This is a genomic window from Arthrobacter sp. 05L417 (genome assembly GCF_056397865.1).
Window position 1 is genome coordinate 23,678 of sequence record NZ_JBFTOG010000020.1, and the last position, 17,475, is coordinate 41,152.

Consider the following 17,475-nt stretch of genomic DNA (forward strand, 5'->3'; position numbering starts at 1 on the left):
CTAAACCGCTGACTGGACACTCGACGGACTCCGCTCCCTAGGATGGTTGTGTGAATGCGGGCACGAAAGTGCCTCGACGGAGAAGGAGACACATGACGCAAGCGATCATTGCCCGGCTAGCCGGAGGACCCGAAGTCCTCGAACTCACCGAAGCAGAGGTTCCGGTTCCGGGCCCGCGACAGCTCCTCGTCAAAGTTGCAGCCGCCGGAGTGAACTTCATCGACACTTATCAGCGCAGTGGCATCTACAAGGTCGAGTATCCGTTCACCCCCGGCTCCGAGTCGGCAGGCACCGTGGAGGCCATCGGCGCAGGCGTCGAGGACTTCGCCGTCGGGGACAGGGTCGCTACCGCTGAAGGAGCCCGCAGCTACGCGGGGTACACCCTCGTAGACGCCGACAAGGCGCTTCCGGTGCCGGACGGCGTCGACGACCACACAGCGGCGGCCCTGCCGCTGCAGGGAATGACCGCGCACTACCTGATCAACTCTTCCTTCCGCGTGGAACCGGGCCAGACCGTCCTGACCCATGCCGGCGCTGGCGGCGTCGGACTCATCCTGACGCAGTTGCTCAAGGCCCGGGGCGCCCGCGTCATCACCACGGTGTCCTCGGACGAGAAGGAAGCACTTGCACGGGAAGCCGGCGCGGACGAAGTCCTGCGCTACACCGGATTTGCGGACAAGGTCCGCGAACTCACCGACGGCGAAGGCGTAAACGTGGTGTACGACGGCGTCGGCAAGGATACCTTTGACGGCTCCCTTGCGAGCCTGCGCATCCGCGGCTCGCTCGTCCTGTTCGGCGCAGCATCCGGACCGGTGCCGCCGTTTGACCCCCAGCGACTGAACGCGGGCGGATCGTTGTCCCTGACCCGCCCGACCCTTGGCCACTTCCTGCAGAACCCGCAAGAGCGGCGCTGGCGTTCGGCCGAGGTCTTCGGTGCTGCCGCCAGCGGCGCGCTCAAAGTCCGGATTGGCGGAACGTACCCGCTCGCTGAAGCCGCCCAGGCCCATCGCGACCTGGAAGGCCGCAAAACCACGGGCAAGCTACTCTTAGTCCCATAATCGAAGCAACGGCCACGCGACCGCTGACACCTTCTGTTCACCTCAATCCGAGAAGCTTCGAACGTGACCCAGGAACATGAAATCCCGGCGGACAGCCTGGAACTCCAAATGGCGCATCTGCCCCAGCTGCAAGGCTCAGCAGCAGCGCCGCCAGCGCGCACGCTCATTGAGCTCCTCGAGGACACGGCCAGGACATTCCCGGAGGCCTCTGCCCTCGATGACGGGCAAAAGTCGCTGAGTTACTCCGAGCTCATGGCCCAGGTGCGCGGTTTTGCTGCCACGCTCAACGCAGCCGGACTGGGACCCGGAGACAAGATCGGCGTGCGGGTTCCCTCCGGGTCCAACGATCTCTACATTGCCATCCTCGCAATCCTCTCGATCGCGGCCGCCTATGTGCCCGTCGACGCGGACGATCCCGAGGAACGGGCACGGCTGGTTTTCGGAGAAGCCAAAGTGTCTGCCGTCGTCACAAAGGGCCGCAGGATCGAGGTATCCGGGGAGCGCCCAACACCGCACCCGGCTCCGCGTGCCCCAGGGCTGGATGACGATTCCTGGGTCATCTTCACCTCGGGGTCCACGGGCACGCCCAAGGGCGTGGCCGTGCAGCACCGTTCGTCCGCAGCCTTTGTTGACGCCGAGGCTCGGATCTTCCTCCAGGAAGATCCGATTGGACCGCAGGACCGGGTGCTCGCAGGCCTTTCAGTGGCCTTCGACGCTTCTTGCGAAGAGATGTGGCTGGCGTGGCGGCACGGTGCCTGCCTCGTCCCGGCCCCGCGCGCTCTGGTGCGTTCCGGCATGGACCTTGGGCCCTGGCTGATCAACCACGGCATCACAGTGGTGTCTACCGTTCCCACGCTCGCGGCGCTATGGCCCGCGGAAGCCCTCGAGAACGTGCGCCTGCTCATTTTCGGCGGCGAAGCCTGCCCTCCCGAACTCGCCGAGCGCCTCGCAGTGGACGGCCGCGAAGTGTGGAACACCTATGGCCCCACCGAGGCTACCGTCGTGGCCTGCGCGGCTCCCCTGGGCGGGGACGGCCCTGTCCGGATCGGACTGCCGCTGGACGGCTGGGACCTCGCCGTCGTCGATGCCGCCGGGGCTCCGGTCGCGGAAGGCGAAACAGGCGAACTGATCATCGGCGGCGTCGGACTGGCCCGCTACCTCGATCCGGCCAAAGACGCCGAAAAGTACGCCCCCATGCCATCCCTGGGGTGGGAACGTGCCTACCGCTCCGGCGACTTGGTCCGCTACGAGGAAGCCGGCCTCATCTTCCAGGGCCGCGCGGATGAACAGGTCAAGCTTGGTGGCCGGCGCATCGAACTCGGCGAAATCGACGCCGCCCTGCAGGCCCTCCCGGGAGTCGCGGGCGCCGCCGCCGCGGTCCGCACGACGGCGGCCGGGAACCAGATACTGGTCGGTTACCTGGCTCCGGCCGGACCCGAGGACATCGACCTCGCAGCTTCCCGCGGCTTGCTCACGGAAAACCTTCCCGCTGCTTTGATCCCCCTGCTGACTGTCGTGGACTCGCTTCCGACGAAGACCAGCGGCAAAGTGGACCGGCATTCCCTTCCCTGGCCGTTGGCGGGCGCGGGCGCCGCGGATGCCGACAAGGCACCACTCAACCTGCCCGAGGACGCCCACTGGGTGGTCGAGCAATGGGAAAGGATCCTAGGTTCCAGCGTCACATCGCTCGACGCCGACTTCTTCGCCTATGGCGGCGGCTCCCTCGCCGCGGCCCAGCTCGTCTCGGCCCTGCGCGTGCGGTACCCCACCATCACCGTGGCGGAAATCTACGCGACCCCGCGAGTTGGTGCCCTGATCGATGCCGCGCGGCAGTCACTGCCGGAAGGCGGCATCCTGGGGCCGGCGGCCGAACGCACGGTTCGCCCGACCTCCCGGAAATCGCAGATCTTCCAGACCTTGATGGGGATTTTCCTCAACATCCTGGTGGGCATGCGATGGCTCACCTACCTGATGGCCGCCAATCATGTGCTGGCCGACTTCGCCGGTTTCGCAGCCGCTCCCGTGGTGTCCTGGTGGTGGATCCTGGCATCCTGGCTCGTGTTCGTCAGCCCGCCGGGACGCATGGCCATCTCGATCCTTGCCGCGAGGACCCTCTTGCGTGGAGTTCGGCCCGGAACCTACCCGCGCTCCGGCAAAGTCCACTTGAAGTTGTGGCTTGCGGAACAGATCCAGGACCTCTCGGGAGCCATCAGCCTCGCCAGCGCGCCGTGGGTTCCGTACTATGCCAAGGCACTGGGGGCGAAGATCGGGAACAACGTCCATTTGCATTCCCTGCCTCCCGTCACGGGACTGCTTTCATTGGGCAGCGGCTGCAACATCGAACCCGAAGTGGATCTCTCCGCCTGGTGGATCGACGGCGACTACGTCCACATCGGCTCCATCCATGTAGGCGCCGGCGCCACAGTGGGCTCCCGCAGCACCCTCATGCCAGGAACCAGTATCGGCGCGGGCGCACGCGTGGAGCCCGGTTCCGCGGTGTTGGGCAAGGTCAAGGCCGGGCACCTTGTTGCCGGCTCCCCCGCCGAACGCCGTGGCAAAGCCAAGAACGGGTGGCCGGAGACCCCGTCGTCGCACCATCTGATCGGCCGGCTCTGGTTCGCGGCATTTGCTTCGGCTTCAGCACTGTTGGCGCTGATCCCCTACGTCTCGGCATTCGTCGGCGCTAGCGTGGTCCTGGCCTTCATCCAAGGCAAGAATTCCCTGCAGGATGCCTTCCCGGAAATCCTGCTTGCTATACCTCCGGCAGCACTGGCCTGGTTCCTCTGTAATCTCCTGCTGATCCTGGCGACAACCCGGATGCTGGGCATCGGTCTCGCCGAGGGGTACTACCGCGTTCGCAGCCGCGTCGGTTGGCAGGTTTGGGCCACTGAACGGGTCTTGGACATGGCGCGGGATCTGCTCTTCCCCATCTACGCCAGCCTCTTCACGCCTGTGTGGCTGCGCCTGCTGGGCGCCAAAGTAGGCCGTAACGTGGAGGCCTCCACGGTCCTGCTGCTACCACGCATGACGACCATCGGCGACGGTGCATTCCTCGCCGACGACACCATGGTGGCCTCCTATGAGCTCGGCGGCGGCTGGATGAAGATCGGACCGGCCAAGATCGGCAAACGATCGTTCCTCGGCAACTCCGGCATGACCGCCGCAGGGCGCAGCGTGCCCAAGAATTCGCTGGTCGCCGTGCTGTCCGCCACGCCGGCCAAGGCCAAATCGGGCACCTCCTGGCTGGGCAGTCCGCCCGTCCGGCTGCGCCGGACCGCCGTCAACGCAGATCAGAGCCTGACCTTCAACCCGCCACTGGCACTCAAGACCAAACGGGCACTTTGGGAATTGTGCCGGCTGGTGCCGGTCATCCTGACGGTGGGGATCGCCGTCGGCATCATGCTGGTCCTCGACTGGATCGCCACCGAGACCACCTACTGGCTCGCAGCCGTCCTGGGGGGCGTCGTGGTCCTCGCGGCAGGTGCCGTGGCCGCGGCAAGTTCAGTCGCCGCGAAATGGATATTGGTAGGACGCATCAAAGAGGGCGAGCATCCCCTGTGGAGCTCGTTCATCTGGCGCAACGAAGTGGTGGACACCTTCATCGAGATGGTCAGCGCTCCGTGGTTCGCACGTTCGGCATCCGGCACGCCTGCGTTGGTGTGGTGGCTCCGGGCGCTCGGCGCGAAAATCGGCCGGGGTACCTGGTGCGAAAGCTACTGGCTACCCGAAGCGGACCTCGTCACGCTTGGCGAAAGCTCCACGGTCAACCGTGGCTGCGTGGTCCAGACACACCTCTTCCACGACCGCATCATGAGCATAGACACCGTGGTCCTCGGAGATGGCGCCACGATGGGCCCGCACGGCGTCATCCTGCCGCGCGCCAGTATCGGGGCGGGCGGAACGGTTGGACCGGCGTCGCTCGTCATGCGGGGCGAAACTGTGCCCGCGGGCACGTACTGGATGGGCAACCCCGTCAGCCCTTGGTCGGGGCCGTAGCATAGATTGGCAAGAGGGCGTGAAATATAAGCCCACAATGACAGCAGCACGCCAAGCTAGACGGAGGCAGCCAGCGCACATGAGCCGCAGCGAACCCGGAACAACCCAAGCGCAGGAAACAACCACAACTGCCGCCGATCCGTACACCTTGCACCACGGGAGCACGGCATTCCAGGTGCTGAGGTATGAGCTGGACCTGGACTACAGCCTGGGCAGCAACCGGCTCAACGGCCGCGCGCTGCTCCGGTGCGTAGCGCTGGAAGACACGGCCTCCGTGATCCTGGACCTGGTGGGCCTGAAGGCTTCCAAAATCCTTGTCGACGGCAAGAAAGTGCCGAAGTTCAGCCCGCGCGGCGAGCACCTCGTGATCACCACAAAAGAGCAGTTGCGGGCAGGCCAGCACTTCACGGTTGAGCTCCGCTACGACGGGAATCCGCAGCCGCGCCGGGGCCTGTGGGGCGAAGTCGGTTGGGAAGAGCTCGAAGACGGCGTGCTGGTTGCCGGGCAGCCGAACGGCGCGGCGTCCTGGTTCCCGTGCAACGACCATCCGCGGCACAAGTCCAGCTACTTGATCAGCATCACCACCGACGACAACTACCGCGCCATCTGCAACGGCCGCCTCGTCTCCCACAGCAGGAAATCAAGCCGCGAAACCTGGGTCTACGAACAGGGCGAGCCGATGGCAAGCTATCTCGCCACCGTACAAATCGGGCGCTACCGGCTTCACCAGCTCAGCCCCGCCCTCGGCGGATTCCGCACCGGAACGGCCCATCATGCCGAAGCCCTGCGGCAGGCTCCGGTGCCCCAATTCGTTGCTGTCTCCCCCGGTTTGTTGACTGAGGCCCGCGAAGGCCTGGCACGGCAGGCCGACATGATGCGTACCTTTGTGGAGTGTTTCGGCCCGTATCCCTTTGCGGAATACACCGCCGTCGTGACCGAGGACGAACTGGAAATCCCCCTTGAGGCCCAGACCCTCTCGATCTTCGGCCGGAACCACATGGAGCAATCGTGGGACGCACAGCGCCTCATTGCCCACGAGCTGTCCCACCAGTGGTTCGGCAACTCGCTCACCGTGAGCAGTTGGCGGGACATCTGGTTGCATGAGGGCTTCGCCTGCTACGCGGAGTGGATCTGGTCCGAGGAAGCCGGCGTCATGTCCCTCGCCAACCGCGCAAGGGCCGCGTGGCGCAAGCTCGACATGGGCGCCCAGGACCTCGTGATCGGCGACCCCGGACCGGAGCATATGTTCGATGACCGCGTCTACAAGCGCGGAGCTCTTGCCCTCCACGCCGTCCGTCGTGCGTGCGGTGACGCAGCGTTCTTCGGATTGCTGCGGCATTGGACGGAGGCCAAGCGCCACGGCTCGGTGTCCACGGCGGAATTCATCGCTACGGCCAACACTTACGTCCCGGGACTCGACGCGGCCACAGTCCTGGAACCGTGGTTGTACCAGGCAAGGCTGCCCGCTTTCGGCTGACCCTGGAATTCAGGCAATCCAAGGATTCAGCGGGACGTTACCGCGAGGGCGGCAAGCAGTCCCGGCGGAAGAGCCCGGCCGTCAACGCTGGCCGGGAGATCCAGGTCCCACAACCCTGGCCTTTCAAGCACATCGAGGGAGTCCGGGCTCACCCTGAGCCCTTCGCCCGTCATCTTCAACCATGCTTCCTTGCGTGCCCACAATCGTGCGCGCTCATGGGCCCGGCGCCCGGGTTTGAGCGCGTCGAGATGGCGGTGCTCGCGCGCGGTCAGGGCAACGTCGTCGAAGCCGGCGAACTCTGTGCCCGCCGCGTTTTCCAGGTCGACGCCCACCCGGAGCCCAGGCTCGGGATGCACGACGGCGGCAAACAGCACCCAGCCCGATGACCGTGAGGCGCTGAGCGCCAGGGGTGCGCGGACGCCGTCGAGCACGTATCCGGGCCGTCCATGCACAACGTCCGGGCCAGAGCCGCAGTCCGGGCACTCATAGGCCGCCTGGAGCTTCGAGGCGGGAACACCCAGAAGGGTGGCCGCAAAGTCTTGCTGGGCCAGCCTGGATGCCAGGAACTCGAGGCGCAGGGCCGGTGCCATGGTGTTTCCCCTAAGGGTTTCGGCCGGAGACAGCAATTCCGCCGCGATCTTTTCGATGGCGGCGGAATCGGCAGGATCCAGGGACTGGATGTGAACAGCCAGCCCCTGGATCCCCGGGTTGATACTCGTCAGCGCTGGACTGCTCCGAATCGCTCTGCGGCGACGGCGACGGCGGCCTCGCGGGCCTCCGATGCCTCGTCGGCTGTCAAGGTGCGGTCCGTGGCACGGAACCGAAGCCCGAAGGCGAGCGACTTCTTGCCGTCTTCGATGCCCTGGCCCGCGTAGACATCGAACAAGGCGACGTCTTCGAGGAGTTCGCCGGCGCCTTCCCGGAGGGCGGCCAGTACGGCGTCTGCCGGAACATCCTGCGGCACCACGAGGGCAACGTCCTGCGTGGCCACCGGGAAACCGGAGATGTGCTTGGCAACGATGACGTCCGGAGCTGCGTCGAACAGTGCGTCCGCATTGAGCTCGAGGGCCACGGAGCGTGCCGGCATGTCATGGGCTGCAAGCAGCTTGGGGTGCAATTCGCCGGCGTAGCCCACGACGTCGCCCGAGCGAAGCGCCAACTGGGCGGCACGGCCCGGGTGGAACGCCTGGTGGCTGCCTTGGCGGACCACGAGTTCCACGCCGAGGACGTCGCCGACGAGCCGGGCAATATCCAAGGCGTCGGCCCAGTCCCAGGCACGCGGAGTGTGGGCCGCGGCGGCCGGGGAATCATGGCCGGTCAAAACAGCGGCGATGTGCAGCGGCTGGTCCGGGACGCCGTCGTACAGTCCGTCAAGGACCTCGTCGGAAGGCTTGACGCCCAGCGGCGGGATGGACGCCGTACCCAGCTGACCGTCGGGAAGGAACACCGAGCCTGCCTCGAAGAGGGCGAGGTCGCGGAACCCGCGGGAGTGGTTGCGGCGGGCAACCTCGATCAGGCCGGGAAGCACCGAGGTACGAAGGTAACCGTGTTCCTCGCTGATCGGGTTGGCCAACTTGAGGGCGGTCCGTGCCGCGCCTTCCTCGGCCACGCCGAAGGTATCGTTGGCCGACTTGGAGACGAACGGATAAGAGAGGACCTCGGTGAGCCCGGCGTCGGCGAGGGCCTGGACCACACGGCGCTTTTGCTGCTGGGTACGGGTCAGGCCGCGGCCTGGAGGGGCCACGGGCAGGGTGGCCGGGATGTTGTCGTAGCCAACGAGCCTCGCGATTTCCTCGGAGAGGTCTTCCTTGGTTTCCAGGTCATTGCGCCAGCTCGGTGCCGTGACCACATAGGAGCCGCCCACTTCGTCCTTCAGGACAATGGCGCCCAGGTCCTTGAGGGAACCCGTGATCTGTTCTTCCGTGAAGTCGATCCCGATCCGGGAGGCCGCGTAGCCTGCCGGAAGCTCGATGGTCACGGCGTCGGGCGCCGTCCCGACGTCGGTACCGGCTTCGTCCGCCGTCCCGCCGGCAAGTTCAACCAGAAGGTCAACGACGCGCTGGGCAGCCACGTTGGCGACCTGCCAATCCACTCCGCGTTCGAAGCGCTTGGACGCCTCTGACGGCAGCTTGTGCCTGCGGCGCGAGCGCCCGATCGACACCTCGTCGAAGTGCGCTGCCTCGACCAGGATGTTGGTGGTCGAATCGGAAACCTCGGTGTTCGCTCCGCCCATGACGCCGGCGATGCCGATTGCGCCGGAGTCGTCGGTGATCAGGAGGTCTTCGACGTCGAGCGCACGCACTTTGTCGTCGAGGGTGGTGATCTTCTCACCCGCGACGGCGCGGCGCACCACGATGTCGCCCGAAAGCTTGTCGAGGTCGTAGCAGTGGTTCGGCTGGCCGAGTTCGAGCATCACGTAGTTGGAAATGTCCACAGGCAGCGAAATGGAGCGGATGCCCGCCAGGCGCAGCCGGGAGACCATCCACGGCGGGGTGGGGCGGGTGGCGTCCACGCCGCGGACCGTGCGGGCCACGAAGCGGTCGCAACCGGGTTTGCCGTAGATGGGAGCGTCGTCGTTGAGCTTGACGCCATAGCCGCCCGAGAGTGCCGCGGGGGCATTGACCTTGGCAGCCGGGTCCGTGAAGACGGTTCCGGTGGCGTGGGCATACTCGCGAGCCACGCCGCGGATCGAGAACGCGTAGCCGCGGTCCGGAGTGACGTTGATTTCGGCGGCTTCGTCGTAGAGGCCAAGGAGGGTCATGGCGTCGGTGCCGATTTCCGGATCGAGGCCAATGCGGGAAAGCACCAGGATGCCGTCGTGGTCCTCGCCGATGCCGAGTTCACGAACCGAGGCGATCATCCCTGCGGAAAGGTGCCCGTACGTCTTGCGCGCGGAAATATGGAAATCACCCGGGAGCACGGCGCCCGGGAGGGTCACCACAACCTTGTCTCCCTCGACGAAGTTGTGGGCGCCGCAAATGATACCCTGCACGCCGGACGGGTCGATGCCCGTGCCGGTCAGGGTCTGCTCCTGGCCTTCGGGGACCACGCGGACCTGGCACCAGTTGATGGTCTTGCCGTTGGACTGCGGTTCCTTGACGAGGCTCAGGACCTGGCCCACCACGATGGGACCCTTGAGTTCGTCCGTGGGGCGGTGGACAGCTTCTTCTTCAAAACCGACCTTGACGAGTTCCGCCATGACGTCTTCGGCCGTGGCGTCGGCCGGAACCTGCGCGAATTCACGCAGCCATGAAAGTGGGATACGCACTGTTAGATCTCCATCCCGAAGTGCTCGCTGAAACGTACATCGCCTTCGATCATGTCGCGCATGTCGCCGACCTCGTTGCGGAACATGAGCGTGCGCTCGATGCCCATGCCGAAGGCAAAGCCTGAATACTCGTCCGGGTCGATGCCGGCAGCGCGCAGGACATTGGGATTGACCATGCCGCAGCCGCCCCATTCGATCCAGCGAGGCCCGCCCTTGGCACCGGGGTGCCAAATGTCCAGCTCCGCGGAGGGCTCGGTGAACGGGAAGTAGTTGGGACGCAGGCGGATCTGTGCCTCATCACCGAACATTTGCCGGGCGAAGTGCTCCAAGGTGCCGCGCAGGTCGGCCATGCTCAGCTTCTTGTCGATGGCCAGGCCTTCGAACTGGTGGAATACGGGCGTGTGGGTGGCATCGAGTTCATCGGTGCGGAAGACCTTGCCCGGGCACAGTACATAGATGGGCACTTCGCGCTCCAGCATGGACCGGACCTGCACCGGTGATGTGTGCGTGCGCATGAGCAGGTGGGCCTCGGGAGGTTCCACGAAGAAGGTGTCCTGCATTTCGCGGGCCGGGTGGTCCGGCTTGAAGTTGAGGGCGTCGAAGTTGAACCACTCGGACTCGACCTCGGGTCCTTCGGCGATTTCCCAGCCCATCCCGACGAAGATGTCCGCCACGCGGTCCTGCAGCGTGGAGAGCGGGTGGCGGGCACCGGCGCGGCGCCGCCGCGGCGCTGCCGTGACGTCGACGGTTTCCTCCACGAGGATGCGGGCGTCGTTTTCCGCTTCGAGCACAGCGGTCCGTGCTGCGAGCGCCTGGTTGACGCGGCCACGGGAGGAACCCATGAGCTTGCCTGCGGCCGCCTTCTGCTCCTTGTGCAGGCCGCCGATTTCACGGTTGGCAAGGCTCAACGGCGACTTCTCGCCGGTGTGCGCCAAGCGGACGGCTTTGAGTTCTTCGAGGGAGGATGCAGCAGCAATCGCGGCGACGGCATCCTCAACGGCAGCGGTGATGGCGGCTTCATCCAGAGGGTTCGGGATGGCAGCGCCCGGCAAAGTGTCAGTCATCTACTGTTCTTAGCTACGAGTCGGAAATGGTCTTCACCAGGCAGGGCCATGGCAAAAGCAGGAGCAATGCTCGCTGGACGGGTCCGGCGGGCACTAACACCCAGTCTAGTAGAAGGGTCCGGCGGGGATTTAACCCGTGACACCCTTGGGCCGCCGTTCGCCGGTGCCCGGGGCTAGCATGGCCTCATGACACCGGTCCGCACCATCACTGTCACCGGAGAGGGAACCGCCGAGGCCGTTCCCGACCTTCTTACGCTCACGCTCGCAGTCGAGGTCAGGCGCGACGCCGCCGAAGCCGCCTATGGCGGCGCCGGTGAGGTCGCCTCGGCGGTGACGGAGGCCTTGCGGGGACACGGCGTGGCCGGTCTTGACCTGCGGACGAGCGGCCTCAATCTGCGTGCCGAACTCGTCTGGGCCGAAAACCAAGGGCAAAAGGTCACTGGTTATGTTGCATCAACCACCATGGTTGCCCGGTTCGGCCCGCCGTCGGCGGCCCCCGCGGCCATCTCCGCGGCGGTGGCTGCAGGCGGTGACAGCCTTCGCATCAACGGGATCGAACAAGGATTCACGGATTCCTCCACCGTCGCAGCGCGCGCACAGGAGGCGGCGTGGCGGGAGGCCGAAGCGAAGGCGGCCCGCTTTGCGTCACTTGCCGGCGGCCGCTTGGGGCGCGTGTTATCCGTCGATCAGCGGCCGGAGCACGGATCGCCGGTGCCGATGATGGGCGACATGAAGCGTGCCTCTGCGAGCGAAGGCGTGCCCATTGAAGCTGGATCCCTGGCAGTTTCCGCGAGCGTGGTGGTGCAGTGGGAGCTGGACTCGGCAGCGCCAGCCTAGTGAACAGCGCCAGCCAAGTGAACGGCGCCGGCCTAATGACCAGCGCCAGCCTAGTGAACAGCGCCGGCGGACAGCTTCGCGTCCACCTGAGTCTCGAGCGTAGTCCGCACGACGACGGCGATCCCCCGGCCCATGTCCAGCGTCGCCATGCCAGGCGCGGCACTACCCTGCGGCAGCTGGGCCTCGTCATAGGGCACGTGGATGAAGCCGCCCCGCGGGCGGGACGCAACAGCCCCGGCGAGCTCGTGCATCAGGGCATAGAACACGTGGTTGCAAACGTAGGTCCCGGCAGTCTGCGAGACTTCGGCGCGGATTCCCGCGATCTGCAGCGCCCGGAGCGCGGACTTCACCGGCAGTGTGCTGAAATACGCCGCTGGGCCCTCCGGGACCACCGGCTCGTCGATGGGCCTGTTTCCGGCGTTGTCCGGAATCCGGGCGTCATCGCAGTTGATGGCCACGCGCTCCAGGGAGAGCCGGTCCCGGCCTCCTGCGAGCCCGACGCAGATGACCAGATCCGGGCGCAGCCTCCCCATGGCCTCGCGCAGGACCGCAGCTGATTCACCGAAAACGCACGGTAGTTCGAGCGTTTCCACCCCATGCCCTTCGGAGCGCAGAATTTCCTGCGCTTCGAGGACGGCAGCCCACGAGGGATTGCTGGAATCGCCGCCAAAAGGCTCGAATCCCGTCAGCAGAATCATGAACCCACCCTAGCAACAGCTCACCCGGCTTCCGGGTTCCCCGTTCGAACTTTCAGCAGTCTTTCTTTCGACGGGCCTTGACAAGCGTTCGAACATATATTCGAATGGAGGCCATGAGATGGGACGCACAAGCAATTTCACCACAACGTGGTCCGGCACCCGGAGACAACAGCAACAGCGTTCCGTCCGGAGCCGCCCCAGCAACGGACGCACTGCTGCCGCTGGCCGGGCTTGTGCGTTCCGTCTCAACCCCCGAATTCTCCGGAGTCACCTTCCATGAGGTCACCGCCAAATCGGTGCTCAACAAGGTGGCGTCCGGTTCCCAGATGCCTTTCGAATGGACGGTCAACCCCTACCGCGGATGCAGCCACGCCTGTGTCTACTGCTTTGCGCGCAAGAGCCACACCTATCTGGAGTTCGACGCCGGACACGATTTCGATTCCCAAGTGATTGTGAAAATCAACGCGGCCGAGGTCTTGCGCAAGGAACTGTCCAAACCGTCGTGGGGCCACCATCAAGTGGCCCTCGGCACCAACACGGATCCGTACCAGCGGGCAGAGGGGCGCTACCAGCTAATGCCGGGGATCATCCGGGCCCTGGCTGATTCCGGTACTCCGTTCTCCATCCTCACCAAGGGAACCCTCCTGGGCCGCGACATCCCCCTCCTCAAGCACGCCTCCAGCCAGGTGCCCGTGGATCTGGGCATCTCGCTGGCCATGACTGACGAAGCGCTGGCCTCGGCCGTGGAACCCGGCACGCCCGCACCACGCGCCAGGCTCAAGCTCATCCGCCGGTTGCGCGAGGCCGGTCTGCCTTGTGGTGTCATGGCCATGCCCATCCTGCCGTGGCTGACGGACAGCGATGAGGCCCTGGAGTCGCTCTTTACTGCCCTGTCCGACGCTGGTGCCACTGGTGTCACCGCCGGGGCCTTGTACCTGAAACCAGGCACGCGGGAATGGTTCATGCAATGGCTAGCGGAAAACCACCCCGGCCTCGTAGGCAAATACCGGCGTCTCTACGGCCAAGGCTCGTATGCCTCGAAGGAATACCGGATGTGGCTGACTGGCCGCATCAAGTACTTCAAGGCCCGTCACGGTTTCTCCGGCAGCAGCGGCTTCAGCCACAGGAACGCCACTGCGGGCAAGGAAACGCCGGCTTCCGTTCCGCCGGCTTCCTTTCCAACTGCGGGCCAGCCCACTCTTTTCTAGCCAACGCTCTTCTAGCCGAGCAGGCCGGAGGCCACCCGTTCCAACAGTGCACGGACAATCGGCAGGTCGGCAGGAATCCACGGCAAGGTGAACGCCTCGTCCCCACTGCCAAGCGGAACCCACCGGAGTTCATCGTGGTCCTGGAGCGGACGCGGTTCGCCGTCAAGCAGCTCGGCGAACCATACCCTCATGAGGGCCCGCTCGTTCAGCGGCCAACCGGCGCCTGCGTCCGGCTCAACCTCAGACCCGAGCCGGACAGTGATCCCGAGTTCCTCAAGAAGTTCGCGGTGCAGCGCGTCTTCGAAGGATTCCCCGGCCTCCAGCTTGCCGCCGGGGAACTCCCACATTCCCGCGAATTGCGGAGGGGCGCTGCGCCTTGCGACGAGCAGCCGCTTCGGATTTTCAAGGGAATCGACGACGGCGGCGCCGGCCACGCTTATTAGTCCAGTCACCGCAACAGTCTATTGGCCCTCAGGTAACCACCCTCATCTATGGAAGTTGTCACATTCAGGGTCATTCGCCGGAGTCTCGCACTAAGCTTGAAAGTCGGCTTTGTTCCCTTCGAGTCGCCTCCCGCTCGCCCCCAAGAAACAGGACGATGACCACTACCGCTGTCAGCAAGACCTCCCAAAAGACCGGAAGCCGGCACGTTGCGCTGGCGATCTTCGCCCTTGCCATGGGCGGATTTGCCATCGGGACCACGGAGTTCACCATGATGGGCCTGCTCAAGGAGATCGAGCAAGGACTCAACATCAGCACTCCCGAGGCCGGGAACCTGATCTCCGCCTACGCTTTGGGTGTCGTGGTGGGGGCGCCTATCTTCGCGGCACTTGGCGCCCGGCTCCCCCGCAAGCAACTTGCCTTGGGACTCATGCTGTTCCTATCGATAGCAAACCTGACGTCCTTCATTGCACCGGACTACGGGACCATGGTGATCACGAGGTTTGCCTCAGGACTGCCCCATGGCGCCTTCTTCGGGATCGCCGCAGTCATCGCCGCGAGCCTGGTTGCGCCCACTAAGCGCGGCTGGGCGATTTCGATGGTCATGGGCGGTCTCACGGTCGCCAACGTCATCGGCGTTCCCGCGGCTACGTGGCTCGGCCAGACTTTCGGGTGGCGCCTGCTCTTCGTGGTTGTGGGCGTCATCGGCCTGGCCACCAGCGTGTTGCTGTGGAAGTTTGTCCCCTTTGAGCCTGCCCACCCCGAGGCAAGTATCCGCCGGGAACTTGGTGCCCTCAAGCGCATCCAGGTGTGGCTGGCGTTGCTGATCGGCGTCATCGGCTTTGGCGGCTTCTTCGCCACCTACACGTACATCTCCCACACCATGACGTCCGTGGCCGGAATCCCGCAGGCGCTGATACCCCTCGTCGTTGCCCTCTACGGACTCGGCATGGTGGCAGGCAATATCCTGGGCGGCCGCATCGCCGATAAGTCGGTCATGGGAACCATCTACCGGGTCCTGCCCCTCATCGCCTTGGCGCTGGTGGTCTACGCGGTCGCAGCCCACTGGGCGTGGTCGGCATACGTCATGGTCTTCATCGTGGGCGGCATCGGCTCCATGCTTATCCCGCCCCTGCAGACGCGCCTCCTCGACGCTTCGCCGGACGCACCTTCCCTGGCTTCCTCGCTCAACCATTCCGCACTCAACATCGCCAACGCCCTTGGCGCTTTCCTCGGCGGGGTGGTCATCGCCTGGGGTTGGGGCTACGTTGCACCAGCCCTTGTCGGGGCTGTCCTGGCAATCCTGGGGCTCGGCGTCGCGGGCATCAGCGGCTGGTTGGAACGGAAGAGGCCGCTGGCCGCATAGTGCTGCCTTCGCAATACCTGGCTACGCGACGAAAGCGCGTCATCCTCTGCATGCTCGCTCCTTCGTCGCTTAGACGCATGCTGCCGGATAACGCGCCCGCGCCGCGCTGCTACCGAGCTGGGCCTGCTTAGACCTGGACGCGTTCCACGTCCGGTTCGAGGTAGATGACCCGGGCGATCGGTACTGCCGTGCGGATCCTGAGTTCGGCGTCGTCGATCGCTTTAGCAATCGCCTGCCCGGTATCTGCCGCGCCCACGCTGATCTTCGCAGCGACAAGCAACTCTTCCGGGCCAAGGTGCATGGTCTTGAGGTGGATGATGCGCGTGCCGTCGGACTCAATGGCTTCCGTGATCCGCACGTTGTCCTCTTTGGTGGCTGATTCGCCGAGCAGCAAGGACTTGGTTTCCACCGCGAGCACCACGGCGATTGCCACAAGCAGCAGCCCAATCATTCCTGTTCCCGCCGCGTCCCACGCACCGTTCCCGGTGAGAAGGGTCAGGCTCACGCCGAACAGCGCGAAAACAAGGCCCAGGAGGGCTCCGAAGTCCTCCAGGAGGATCACGGGCAATTCCGGTTGCTTGGCGTTGCGGATGAACTTGATCCAACTCTGTTTGCCGCGCAAGGGATTGGACTCGTGGATGGCGGTCCGGAAGGAGAAGGATTCCGCCACGATGGCACCGAGCAGCACGGCCAGTGGGACCCACCAGAAATCGCCTTCGATGGCATGGGGGTGCTGGAACTTCTCCCAGGATTCATACAGTGCGAAAAGGCCACCCACGCTGAACAGCACGATCGAGACGATGAAGGCGTAAATGTAGCGCTCACGGCCATAGCCGAATGGGTGCTCGGGACTTGCGGCCCGCTGCGCCCGCTTCCCGCCAAGCAGCAGGAGCAACTGGTTGCCGGAATCGGCTACGGAGTGGATTGCCTCGGCCAACATGGACGACGACATCGTCAGGACGAATGCGACGAACTTGAGCACAGCGATCGCCAGGTTGGCGCTCAATGCCGCCACGATTGCCTTGGTACCGCCATTTGCAGCCACGGGGGCTCCACCTCTTCTTCGGTTCAGGGGATGTGAGTGAATCGGCAGGAACGGATCGTAAGGGGGTGCGTCCCTGCAAGCAATACCGTACCTGTAGCGAGAGTGTCAGGAACCTTGTTGCGAGCGTGCGCTGGCGTAAAGGCAGACCGTGGCGGCCGTGCCGAGGTTCAAGCTTTCTGCCGAGCCGTAAACGGGAACTGCGACACGATGGTCGGCAAGGGCCAGCTCGGAGTCCGAAAGTCCTTGCGCCTCGTTACCGAACAGCCAGGCGGTCGGGGCTTCGAGGGCGTAGTCGGAGGCGGCTGCCGAAGCACCCAGGCGGCGCGCCGCGTTCTCGTCCTGGAGCTTGTCCAGATTGAGGGTGCCGTAGCCGTCCGCTGCGAGGATCCCGATGCCGCGCTCCTTGCAGAGGGCCACGAGTTCCTCGACGTCCGCTCCCAGGACTACCGGCAAGTGGAAGAGTGAACCTGCCGTGGACCGCACAGCCTTCGGGTTGTAGATATCGACGCTGGAGGCAGTCAAGACCACGGCATCCGCCCCGGCCGCATCAGCGGCCCGAAGCACTGTTCCAGCGTTGCCGGGGTCCCGCACCTGGCACATGACGGCGATCAGCCGCGGCCCGGCGTCGAGCACTGATTCAAGGCTGACGTCCACAAAACTGCAGACGGCCACAATCCCCTGGGGATTGACGGTATCCGCCATGGCGGCCAGGACATCGTCATTCGCGAGCCGCAGGGCAACGCCGTCGGCGAGCTCGGCCAGTTCGGGGAGCCGGTCCAGGCAGCTTTCGCTCGCGAAGACTTCGTGTACGACGCCGGGCTCCCCCGCCGTCGTCCGCTCCCGGTGGAGTACCAGCGCCTCGCGAACAGCCTGGGGCCCTTCCGCGAGGAACCGGCCGCGCTTTAAACGGGCCGGGCGCCCTGCAAGCTTTGCGACATCCCTGACCCGATCGGCTCGGGGGTTGGACATCGGAAGTTCTTGCGGGCGCCCGGTTTCGTTCATATACAGAACTTTAGT

General features: G+C 65.2%; 13 protein-coding genes. 6 read left to right on the forward strand and 7 right to left on the reverse strand.

What is annotated here, in order from left to right:
• Nucleotides 1-92 precede the first annotated feature (92 nt).
• The 3 genes from AC1DJW_RS15095 (at nt 93) to AC1DJW_RS15105 (ending at nt 6,531) form a co-directional block, all read left to right on the forward strand.
• Nucleotides 93-1,058, forward strand: coding sequence for a quinone oxidoreductase family protein (locus AC1DJW_RS15095; RefSeq protein ID WP_459340788.1), 966 nt, complete (start codon nt 93-95; stop codon nt 1,056-1,058).
• Nucleotides 1,059-1,166: 108 nt separating this feature from the next.
• Nucleotides 1,167-5,054: a Pls/PosA family non-ribosomal peptide synthetase gene (locus AC1DJW_RS15100; RefSeq protein WP_476901800.1), complete on the forward strand. Its 3,888-nt coding sequence runs from the start codon at nt 1,167-1,169 to the stop codon at nt 5,052-5,054.
• Between the two features lie 79 nt (nt 5,055-5,133).
• Nucleotides 5,134-6,531, forward strand: a complete 1,398-nt coding sequence (locus AC1DJW_RS15105; RefSeq protein ID WP_284753557.1) for a M1 family metallopeptidase — start codon at nt 5,134-5,136, stop codon at nt 6,529-6,531.
• A gap of 26 nt (nt 6,532-6,557) precedes the next feature.
• Here the strand turns inward: AC1DJW_RS15105 and AC1DJW_RS15110 are convergent, their stop codons facing one another.
• The 3 genes from AC1DJW_RS15110 to pheS form a co-directional block, all read right to left on the reverse strand.
• Nucleotides 6,558-7,121 (reverse strand): 4'-phosphopantetheinyl transferase family protein, encoded by a 564-nt coding sequence (locus AC1DJW_RS15110; RefSeq protein WP_390282833.1) that lies wholly within the window; start codon nt 7,119-7,121, stop codon nt 6,558-6,560.
• 128 nt (nt 7,122-7,249) lie between these two features.
• Nucleotides 7,250-9,799, reverse strand: a complete 2,550-nt coding sequence (gene pheT / locus AC1DJW_RS15115; RefSeq protein WP_476901774.1) for a phenylalanine--tRNA ligase subunit beta — start codon at nt 9,797-9,799, stop codon at nt 7,250-7,252.
• Nucleotides 9,800-9,801: 2 nt separating this feature from the next.
• Complete coding sequence (gene pheS / locus AC1DJW_RS15120; RefSeq protein ID WP_476901775.1) at nt 9,802-10,863, reverse strand: phenylalanine--tRNA ligase subunit alpha; 1,062 nt, start codon at nt 10,861-10,863, stop codon at nt 9,802-9,804.
• 186 nt (nt 10,864-11,049) lie between these two features.
• Here pheS and AC1DJW_RS15125 point away from each other — a divergent pair, with 186 nt between their 5' ends.
• Nucleotides 11,050-11,700: an SIMPL domain-containing protein gene (locus tag AC1DJW_RS15125; protein WP_476901776.1), complete on the forward strand. Its 651-nt coding sequence runs from the start codon at nt 11,050-11,052 to the stop codon at nt 11,698-11,700.
• A gap of 50 nt (nt 11,701-11,750) precedes the next feature.
• On the opposite strand, the gene pcp is transcribed toward AC1DJW_RS15125, so the two are convergent.
• On the reverse strand, nt 11,751-12,398 hold the full coding sequence (pcp, locus tag AC1DJW_RS15130; protein ID WP_390282829.1) for a pyroglutamyl-peptidase I: 648 nt from the start codon (nt 12,396-12,398) through the stop codon (nt 11,751-11,753).
• A 113-nt stretch (nt 12,399-12,511) separates the two neighbouring features.
• Between pcp and AC1DJW_RS15135 the strand changes: the two genes are divergently transcribed.
• Nucleotides 12,512-13,606, forward strand: coding sequence for an Rv2578c family radical SAM protein (locus AC1DJW_RS15135; RefSeq protein WP_476901777.1), 1,095 nt, complete (start codon nt 12,512-12,514; stop codon nt 13,604-13,606).
• An 11-nt stretch (nt 13,607-13,617) separates the two neighbouring features.
• Here the strand turns inward: AC1DJW_RS15135 and AC1DJW_RS15140 are convergent, their stop codons facing one another.
• Nucleotides 13,618-14,058: a (deoxy)nucleoside triphosphate pyrophosphohydrolase gene (locus tag AC1DJW_RS15140; protein ID WP_476901778.1), complete on the reverse strand. Its 441-nt coding sequence runs from the start codon at nt 14,056-14,058 to the stop codon at nt 13,618-13,620.
• A 146-nt stretch (nt 14,059-14,204) separates the two neighbouring features.
• On the opposite strand from AC1DJW_RS15140, the gene AC1DJW_RS15145 reads away from it, so the two are divergent.
• Nucleotides 14,205-15,413 carry an MFS transporter gene (locus AC1DJW_RS15145; protein ID WP_284753565.1) on the forward strand — a complete coding sequence of 403 codons (1,209 nt, stop codon included), beginning with the start codon at nt 14,205-14,207 and terminating at the stop codon, nt 15,411-15,413.
• Nucleotides 15,414-15,540: 127 nt separating this feature from the next.
• Here AC1DJW_RS15145 and AC1DJW_RS15150 read toward each other — a convergent pair whose 3' ends face one another.
• The gene (locus AC1DJW_RS15150) at nt 15,541-16,458 is read right to left on the reverse strand and encodes a cation diffusion facilitator family transporter (RefSeq protein WP_390282827.1); all 918 of its coding nucleotides are present in this window, start codon (nt 16,456-16,458) and stop codon (nt 15,541-15,543) included.
• Between the two features lie 105 nt (nt 16,459-16,563).
• A complete protein-coding gene (locus AC1DJW_RS15155) occupies nt 16,564-17,460 on the reverse strand; it encodes a TrmH family RNA methyltransferase (protein WP_476901779.1) in 897 nt (298 codons plus the stop codon).
• Nucleotides 17,461-17,475: the final 15 nt, after the last annotated feature.